This is a genomic window from Kitasatospora sp. NPDC059599 (genome assembly GCF_042735125.1).
Lineage (GTDB): Bacteria > Actinomycetota > Actinomycetes > Streptomycetales > Streptomycetaceae > Kitasatospora.
This window is the reverse complement of the sequence record NZ_JBHWCL010000028.1, coordinates 1-7,883: the sequence shown is the minus strand read 5'-3', so window position 1 is coordinate 7,883 and position 7,883 is coordinate 1. Positions and strand designations below refer to the sequence as shown.

Annotated in this window: 10 protein-coding genes; 8 read left to right on the top strand and 2 right to left on the bottom strand. The window is 73.2% G+C overall.

The genetic code is table 11. The features are described 5' to 3' along the window. From ACFV04_RS13045 to ACFV04_RS13020, 6 genes are all read left to right on the top strand, one after another. Positions 1 to 216, top strand: coding sequence for an MbtH family protein (locus ACFV04_RS13045; RefSeq protein WP_380528874.1), 216 nt, complete (start codon positions 1 to 3; stop codon positions 214 to 216). A gap of 11 nt (positions 217 to 227) precedes the next feature. Further along, a complete protein-coding gene (locus ACFV04_RS13040) occupies positions 228 to 1,493 on the top strand; it encodes a cytochrome P450 (RefSeq protein WP_380528872.1) in 1,266 nt (421 codons plus the stop codon). A gap of 33 nt (positions 1,494 to 1,526) precedes the next feature. Beyond that, positions 1,527 to 2,270: an SRPBCC domain-containing protein gene (locus tag ACFV04_RS13035; RefSeq protein WP_380528870.1), complete on the top strand. Its 744-nt coding sequence runs from the start codon at positions 1,527 to 1,529 to the stop codon at positions 2,268 to 2,270. Between the two features lie 7 nt (positions 2,271 to 2,277). Then, on the top strand, positions 2,278 to 2,478 hold the full coding sequence (locus ACFV04_RS13030; RefSeq protein WP_380528868.1) for a hypothetical protein: 201 nt from the start codon (positions 2,278 to 2,280) through the stop codon (positions 2,476 to 2,478). 300 nt (positions 2,479 to 2,778) lie between these two features. Next, positions 2,779 to 3,720 carry a TIGR01777 family oxidoreductase gene (locus ACFV04_RS13025; protein ID WP_380528866.1) on the top strand — a complete coding sequence of 314 codons (942 nt, stop codon included), beginning with the start codon at positions 2,779 to 2,781 and terminating at the stop codon, positions 3,718 to 3,720. A gap of 174 nt (positions 3,721 to 3,894) precedes the next feature. After that, positions 3,895 to 4,767 (top strand): hypothetical protein, encoded by an 873-nt coding sequence (locus ACFV04_RS13020; protein ID WP_380528864.1) that lies wholly within the window; start codon positions 3,895 to 3,897, stop codon positions 4,765 to 4,767. Between the two features lie 31 nt (positions 4,768 to 4,798). Here the strand turns inward: ACFV04_RS13020 and ACFV04_RS13015 are convergent, their stop codons facing one another. Continuing rightward, positions 4,799 to 5,122 carry a plasmid stabilization protein gene (locus ACFV04_RS13015; protein WP_380528862.1) on the bottom strand — a complete coding sequence of 108 codons (324 nt, stop codon included), beginning with the start codon at positions 5,120 to 5,122 and terminating at the stop codon, positions 4,799 to 4,801. Between the two features lie 390 nt (positions 5,123 to 5,512). On the opposite strand from ACFV04_RS13015, the gene ACFV04_RS13010 reads away from it, so the two are divergent. Next, positions 5,513 to 6,391 (top strand): SigB/SigF/SigG family RNA polymerase sigma factor, encoded by an 879-nt coding sequence (locus ACFV04_RS13010; RefSeq protein WP_380528860.1) that lies wholly within the window; start codon positions 5,513 to 5,515, stop codon positions 6,389 to 6,391. 19 nt (positions 6,392 to 6,410) lie between these two features. On the opposite strand, the gene ACFV04_RS13005 is transcribed toward ACFV04_RS13010, so the two are convergent. Then, a complete protein-coding gene (locus ACFV04_RS13005; RefSeq protein WP_380528858.1) occupies positions 6,411 to 7,478 on the bottom strand; it encodes a YhjD/YihY/BrkB family envelope integrity protein in 1,068 nt (355 codons plus the stop codon). A gap of 206 nt (positions 7,479 to 7,684) precedes the next feature. On the opposite strand from ACFV04_RS13005, the gene ACFV04_RS13000 reads away from it, so the two are divergent. Next, positions 7,685 to 7,846: a hypothetical protein gene (locus ACFV04_RS13000; RefSeq protein WP_380528856.1), complete on the top strand. Its 162-nt coding sequence runs from the start codon at positions 7,685 to 7,687 to the stop codon at positions 7,844 to 7,846. The last annotated feature ends 37 nt before the right edge of the window (positions 7,847 to 7,883 follow it).

The window sequence follows — 7,883 nt, the reverse complement described above, 5'->3', positions numbered from 1 at the left end:
ATGACCAACCCCTTCGACGACCAGGACGGCACCTTCCTCGTGCTCGTCAACGACGAGAACCAGCACTCGCTCTGGCCGCAGTTCGCGGACGTTCCGGCCGGCTGGACGATCGTCCACGGCCCCGACACCAACGCCGCCTGCCTGGAGTACGTCGAGCAGTCCTGGACCGACATGCGGCCCAGGAGTCTCGCCGACGCCATGGACACCCAGCGGTAGCGCGGCCCGTAGTGAACCCGACCGACACCACGGACGAGGCCCGCCCCACGGCGGGCCTCGCCCCGCCCCACGACCCCGCCCCGCCCCACGACCTCGCCGCGGACCTGCTCACCCCCGAGGCCCGGCGGGACCCGTACCCGTGCTACGCCCGCATGCGGCGCGAGAGCCCCGTCCACCGCAGCGCCCAGGGCATCTGGTACCTCACCCGGCACGCCGACGTCGAGGCGGCCCTGGGCGACCTCCGGCTGTCCAACGACCGGGACCGGATGACCCGGGCCTACGTCGGGCTCGGCGGTGACCTCAAGGCCATCAGCCGGCTCACCGACCGGCTCGGCCGGGTGATGACCAACACCGACCCGCCGGACCACGCCCGGCTGCGCAAGCTGGCCAACCGGGCCTTCACCGCCCGGCGGGTCGAAGCCCTGCGCGACGGCGTCCAGCGCATCGTCGACCACCTCGTCGACGAGGCGGTCGCGGCCGGCCCGACCATGGACCTGATCGAGGCGGTCGCCGCCCCGCTGCCGATGTCCGTCGTCTGCGAGCTCTTCGGCATTCCGGACGAGGACCGGCCACGGGTCAAGGGCTGGTTCCGCCGCTTCGGCCGGCTCAGCGAGGACATCGACAGGTCCGAGGCGGCGATCGAACAGTACGAGGACTACCTGTCCGGTCTCATCCGGCAGCGCAGGCGCGAACCGGGCGACGACCTGATCAGCGCCCTGGTCGCCACCCAGACGCAGGACGACCGGCTCACCGACTCCGAACTGCTGTCCACCTGCTTCGTCCTGATCACCGCCGGCGACGAGACCACCACCCACCTGATCGGCAACGGCGTGCTCGCCCTGCTGCGCCACCCGGACCAACTGGCCCGGCTGCGCGCGGACCCGGAGCTGATCCGAGGCGCCGTCGAGGAGCTCGCCCGCTACGACACGGTGACCCAGGCGATCGTCCGGGTCGTCGCGGAGGACCTGGACATCGGCGGACGGACCCTGCGCGAGGGCGAGCTGGCGTACCTGTTCCTCGGCGCGACCAACCGCGATCCCGAGCGCTTCGAGGACCCCGACCGGCTCGACCTGACCCGCCCCGGCAACCGGCACCTGAGCTTCGGCCACGGCCCGCACTTCTGCCTCGGCGGCCCGCTGGCCAAGCTCCAGGCCGAAGTGGCGATCGGCACGCTGGTCCGCCGGCTGCCCGAACTGCGGCTGGCCGACGGCGCGGCGCTGGACTGGCGGCCCAACCCGCTGCAACGGCGGCTGTGCGCCCTCCCGGTCACCCACTGACACCTGATGAATGACGACGAAGGAGAACCGACCGTGGCCCGAGAGTTCGAGGTCCGCAAGGAACAGGACCTGCCCGCGTCACCAGAACAGGTCTGGGCCGCGGTCGCGACCGGCGCCGGCAACCTGGGCTGGCTGTACCCGATGGAGGTCGAGCCGCGCGTCGGCGGAAAGATCACCCGGGCCGAAAGCACCGTCGTGGCGTGGGAGCCGCCGCACCACTTCGCCGCCCGGGCGACCCTCGGCGACGAATTCTCCAACACGCTCAGCTACCGGATCGAGCCGGTGGACGGCGGAACGACCCACCTGCGCATGGGAATCCACTGGGTGCACGAGGGCGTCTGGGACGAGGTCTGGGACAGGAAGGCGGACGCGGCCGAGAAGCACGTCCACTTCTACCAGCACAGCCTCGCCGAGTACCTGCGGCACTTCGCCGGCCGCCCCGCCGTCTACGTCAAGGCCGGGCGCCCCGAACCCGCCTCCGACCCCGACGACTTCGCCGCCCTGCGCCGACGCCTCGGCCTCGCGGCCGACGCGGCAGTCGGCGACCGGCTGTCGCTCCACCTCCCGGGCACGGACGGCCGTCCGGCGGAGGTGGTCGTGGACTGGCTCAGCCCCGAATTCGTCGGCCTGCGCGGCCCGGACGGGCTCTACCGGTTCTTCAACGGCAGCACCTGGAACGTGCCGATCTGGCTCGGTCACCACCTGTTCGCCGAGGACGCCGACGAGCAGCAGGCCACCGCGGCGTGGACCGCCTGGCTCAACGACACCCAAGCCTAGGACCCCGATGGAAACCACCACCCGAACCCTCCTCTTCGCCGCCGAACTCGTCGAGGAGAACGGCACCTACACCCTCGTCGTCGAGGACGTGCGGCGGGGCAGCGTCCAGACCGCGCCGGTCCCCAAGACCGTGGTCGACAAGCTCCCCGTCTTCCTCTCGACGCTCACGGCCAAGCTCAACCCGGTACCACCACGCCGCGGTTGGTAGACGTAGCCCGGCACGAGGCCCGTACCGTCCGGTAGCCGCTGCGACCCGGACGGTGCCGGCCCCACCACGGAGAACGTGTCGGAGGACCAGCTCGTGCACGGTGAGCCGATCGGCCGCCGGGAGTAGTCGGGCGAGTCACCTGCAGAGTCCGCCCCGGTCGAGATGCCGGTCGCCGACGGAGCGTCCTGCACTGCGCGGGCGTCCACGCCCTGATCGGCGGCCGCACGGCGGGGGAGCCCAGGTAATTGAACACGTTCAGAACTCTGGGCTAGGCTGGAGCGCGGAGAAGAGGGGGAACGCATGAAGGTCGTCATTCCCGGTGGATCCGGAGCCCTCGGCGCGCTGCTCGACCGCGGCCTGACCGCCGCCGGGCACCAGGTGGTCACCCTGAGCCGCAGGCCCGCCGGACCCCGGCAGATCGGCTGGGACGGGCGGACGCTCGGCGCCTGGGCGGAGGAGGTCGACGGCAGCGACGTCGTGGTCAACCTCGCCGGGCGCAGCGTCAACTGCCGCTACACCGAGGAGAACCGGCGCGAGATGATGGACTCCCGGGTCCGCTCCACCCGTGTCGTCGGCCAGGCCGTCGCGGCCGCCCGGCGCCCACCCGCCGTCTGGCTGCAGATGAGCACCGCCACCGTCTACGCCCACCGCCACGACGCCCCGAACGGCGAACACGACGGCCTGATCGGCGGCACCGAACCCGACGCGCCGGCCTCCTGGCGGTACAGCATCGACATCGCCCGCGCCTGGGAGGAGACCCAGGAGGAGGCCGACACCCCGGCCACCCGCAAGGTCGCGCTGCGCACCGCCGTCGTCCTCGGCCCCGACCGCGGAGGCGCCCTCGACTCGCTCTCCTGGCTGGCCCGCCTCGGCGCCGGCGGCCCGATCGCGGGCGGTGCGCAGTACGTCTCGTGGATCCACGAACGCGACTTCGCCCGCGCCGTCGACTTCCTCATCGCCCACGACGAGCTGACCGGCCCGGTCAACCTCGCCGCCCCGAACCCGCTGCCCCAACGCGAGTTCATGCGCGACCTGCGCACCGCCTGGGGCATGCCGCTGGCCCTGCCCGCCGCGCGCTGGATGGCCGAGGTCGGCGCCTTCGCCCTGCGCTCCGAGTCCGAACTCCTGCTGAAGAGCCGCCGCGTCGTCCCGACCCGTCTGCTCGACGCCGGCTTCACCTTCGACCACCCGCACTGGCCGGCCGCCGCCCGCGACCTCGTCCGGCGCCTGCGCGGGCGGTAGCGGAAGGCGGCGGAAGGCCGCGAAGGCGGGGAAGCCTGCGAAGCCAGGAGCCCAGGGCGGGACCGCAGCGGCCCGGGCGGCGGGTTCGTCACGGGGCCGTCACAGCTGTGGGCCCGCGCTTGTCCGGGCCGCGCACCGCCCGCGAGGGTGGGAGCACGCGCGGGGAGGTGCGGGATGACGACGGTACGACTGGCGTTCATGCGGCGGTGGGTGGACATCATCGGGGTCGGCTGCATACCGGCCCTGATCACGGTGATCGTGCTGGGCGGGACCGGCGCCGCGGGCGTCGGGACGACGATGCTGACCGGCGCCGCCGTCGTCGTCGCCGTGACGGCCTGCGCGCCGCGCACCTTCTGGGTGCGGGAGCACGGGACCGGCCTCACCGTGGTGCGCCTGCTCGTGCCGAAGCACTACACCTGGGCCGAGATCCGGGGGCTGGCCATGGAGTTCGGCGAGGAGACGGAGACCGGCGCCCACCTGGTCCGCCTCCGGCTGCGCCTCGTCGACCCGCCCGGCCGGTTCTGGGGCCCGTTCCTCGGGGAACTCACCGTCAAGGACGACGACGGGCCGCGTGACGTCGAACCGCGGGCCCTCGCCGAGCTGTTCGCCCTGTTCGGCCGGCACGGTCTCCCGGTCGACCGGCCGGAGTTCGCGAACGCCGTGCTCTCCGTGCACGGACTTCCGCCGCTGCCGCCCCCGCCGGCCCGGACCGTACCCACCGGACCGGTGCCCACGCCCGAGGAGGCGTACGCGGACGCGCCCGCCGTCGCGGAGGAGACCCGGTACGTCGACGCGCACCGGTCCCGGAGCACCGAGCCGCCCCGGCGGCGCCGGGAGTTCCTGCTGCGCCTCGCCGCCCTGCGCGACCGCGTGGCGGTGGGGAGTGCGGACGCCGACCCGGGCCAGGTGTCGAGCGCGCGGATCGCGGCCCGGGACCTGGCCGAACACGACGGCGTCACGCCTGCTGAGGGCGACGCTCGCGGGTACGTCCGGCAGCAGTACGCGCAGTGGCGCCGCGACAGCTCCGCCCGGCGACGCGGCCGCTGATCCGCCGGGGCGCGGCCGCGGTCGCCGCCGCTCAGCGTCCGAGCGCGTCGGCCAACTGACGTTTGTTCATCCTTGAGCGGCCCTCGATGTTGCGCTGCTTGGCCTCGTTGTACAGCTGGTCGTAGGTCGGGCCCCGGGAACCGCTGTGCGAGCGCTTCCTGCCGCGGTGGCCGGAGGACACGTCCTGGATCGAGGTGCGGCTCGCGGTCCTCGACTCGCCGTGCCGGGCGCGCTCCTTGTTCACCGTCCGGGCGGCGATCTCCACAGCGCGCTTCTCGCTCTCGCCCCGGTCGAGTGCGCTCTCCTTGATGTGCTCGTACTGGCGCTCCCGCTTGGGGCTGGATCCTCGGGGCATGGCGACCCCTCCTCTCGTGGCCGAGGTGGTTGCCGTGGCACGGATACCCGGATGAAACGGAAGAAAACGATATAAACATGAATTCAATGTCGTATGTCGGGTAGGACACCGATGCAGCGACCACGATCGGATCCGGTCGCTCCAGCACCCGACCGGGTGCCACCGGGACCGCGCTTGAAGCCGGGCACAGGTCCTGGGGAACGAAGCCCGCGACGCGCGCGAGCGGCAGCTCGCCACCCCCGCCGGGCGTTCACCCCGATGCCCAGGAGAAGTCACGTGTCCACCTCACGGGAATCAGTCCGCCGCGATGCCGCCACGTCGCCCGACCTGCCCGCCGACTTGCCCGTCGGCCTGCCCGCCGACCTCCCGCCGCGACCGACGGAGGCCGACATGCGGTCGATGGGGAAGACCGAGGCACGCGAACTCAGCGACGCGCTGTTCGAACGCCTGGCAGGGCTCGCGCGCGAAACCCACGCCTACAGCTACGTCCGCGGCACGATCATCGAACTCAACATGCCGCTGGTGCGCTTCATCGCCGCCCGCTACCGGCACCGCGCCGAGGACCTGGAGGACATCCTCCAGGTCGGCACGATCGGCCTGATCAAGGCCGTCGACGGCTACGACCCGCAGCGCGGCGTCGAGTTCCCCACCTATGCGATCCCGACCATCACCGGCGAGATCAAGCGGTTCTTCCGCGACACCTCCTGGCCGGTGCGCGTGCCGCGCAGCATGCAGGAGCTGTACCTGACCGTCGCCCGCGGCTCCGACCGCCTCGAACAGCGGCTCGGCCGGCTTCCGCAACCCCAGGAGATCGCCGAGGGCCTGCACCTCACCGTGGAGGAGGCCACCGAAGGACTGCTGGCGGGCCGGGTCTACCGCCCCGACTCCCTGGACGCCCTGCGTGACCAGGACGCCGACGAGACGGGCAGTTCCCTGCTCGACCGGCTCGGCAGCTGCGACCCCGGGATCGACCTCGCCGACTTCCGCACCGCCGTGCGCCCGCTGATCGCCGGACTGCCGCGACGCGAGCAGACCGTCCTGAAGCTCCGTTTCTGGGAGGGCCGGACCCAGTCCCAGATCGCCGAACGGATCGGCGTCTCCCAGATGCACGTCTCGCGGTTGCTCGGTGCCACCCTCGCCCACCTGCGCGAACAGCTGGAGGACCGGGAAGCCCCCGGATGGGCCGAGGATCCGGTCGGCGCCCCTGACGGCGCCCCTGACGGCCCCGGTGGCGGCGACGCCCCGGACGTGTCGGCGGCCCCGGCCTGAGTCCGCCGGGCCGCCGCCCTCACCGGATCCGCCCGTCGGTGTCCGGGGGGCCGTCACGTCGGTCGCCGCCCTTCCCCGGCCGGGCCCCGGCGTCAGGCCGGCCGTCGGGGAGCGGGGTGTCGGCGGGCGGGCCGTCGGCAGGCCGGCCGCCGGCGGGCTCGTCATCGGCCCGGAAGGAGACGTCGACGCGCTGTTCGGGCCGACGCTCCTCCTGGCGGGCGACGGAGGACAGCACCTTCTGGTCGGCGTCGGTGAGCGGCGGCTGCAGCAGGCTGCGCGGCCACAGCCGACGGGCGAGCACCACATTGGTCTCGGCCGCGTACACGGTGACCTGCGCGGCCAGGTAGAGCCAGAACAGCAGGCCGATCACGGTCGCGAAGAAGCCGTAGACCTGGCCCGCGTGGCGCAGCTCGTGCGCGACCAGCAGCGCGCCGAACGCCTGCAAGGCGGTGAACAGCGGGCCGGCGATCGCGCAGCCCGGCCACAGAGCCCGGGTGGGGACCTCACGAGGGGTGAGCACCCGGAAGCAGGCCAGGCACAGCGCGGTGTTCAGCAGCGCCGAGACGACCAGCCCCCCGACCCGGGCGGGCACCCCGCCCAGGGCGGTGCCGACCAGCGACGCGGCGGCGGTGCCCAGCACCAGCCCGGCGCCGAGCACGGCGAACAGCAGGAGGCTGCGGGCCAGGCGTGGCCAGTAGCCGGGGCGCTGGACGCCGGGGACGTTCCAGACCTCGGCCATGGCGTGCTGGAGGACCTGGGCGATGCCGAGCGCGCCGTACAGCATCCCGAGCGCGCCGATGAGCAGGGCCAGGCCGCTGCCCTGCAGGGAGTGCACGTTCTGGCGCAGTTGGTCACCGATGATCGGGAAGTCCGCCAGCGCGGAGTCCACCACCGAGCGCTGGGCGCCGGGGTGTCCGTGCAGGACGAAGCCGAGGACGGTGCTGAGCAGGAGCAGGAGCGGGATCAGCGCGACGAAGCCGTAGTAGGTGATCAGGGCGGAGAGCAGCCCGCCCCGGTCGTCCCCGTACTTGCGGACGACGCCGATCACCACACCGGTGGGCCGGTGCCGCTGCTGGAAGCGGTCCACGCCCCGAAGGGCTCGTTCGATCGGGTTCACACACGGCGTCTGCCCGCGCGGCACCGGGCGACACCTGCCGACGGCGCACCGCCCGTCGACCGCATGACTTCGCCGGAGGCGGGGATACGCGAGGGCTGCGGAGCCCCGCACCCGGCCCGGCCGGCACCTCGCCGGGCCGGCACCCTGACCGACACCGCTACGGAAGGACGACCGCCATGAGCGTTCCCGAGGAGAAGGACACCCCGCAGGCCGACGAGCAGACGCGCGAGCGCTCGTCCGAGCAGCGGAACATCACCGCCCCCACGCCGCCGGACGTCCGGGACAGGGCCGAGGACGACGAGCCCGAGCCGCCGGCGGCCGACAGCCAGGCGCCGTGACGCGGCTCGTCCGGCGTGATCGGGCGTGGCCCCAGGG

Coding starts and splice junctions, on each gene's coding strand:
- ACFV04_RS13045 (WP_380528874.1), top strand. CDS start 1: ATGACCAACCCCTTCGACGACCAGGACGGCACCTTCCTCGTGCTCGTC.
- ACFV04_RS13030 (WP_380528868.1), top strand. CDS start 2,278: ATGGAAACCACCACCCGAACCCTCCTCTTCGCCGCCGAACTCGTCGAG.
- ACFV04_RS13025 (WP_380528866.1), top strand. CDS start 2,779: ATGAAGGTCGTCATTCCCGGTGGATCCGGAGCCCTCGGCGCGCTGCTC.
- ACFV04_RS13020 (WP_380528864.1), top strand. CDS start 3,895: ATGACGACGGTACGACTGGCGTTCATGCGGCGGTGGGTGGACATCATC.
- ACFV04_RS13015 (WP_380528862.1), bottom strand. CDS start 5,122: ATGCCCCGAGGATCCAGCCCCAAGCGGGAGCGCCAGTACGAGCACATC.
- ACFV04_RS13010 (WP_380528860.1), top strand. CDS start 5,513: ATGCGGTCGATGGGGAAGACCGAGGCACGCGAACTCAGCGACGCGCTG.
- ACFV04_RS13000 (WP_380528856.1), top strand. CDS start 7,685: ATGAGCGTTCCCGAGGAGAAGGACACCCCGCAGGCCGACGAGCAGACG.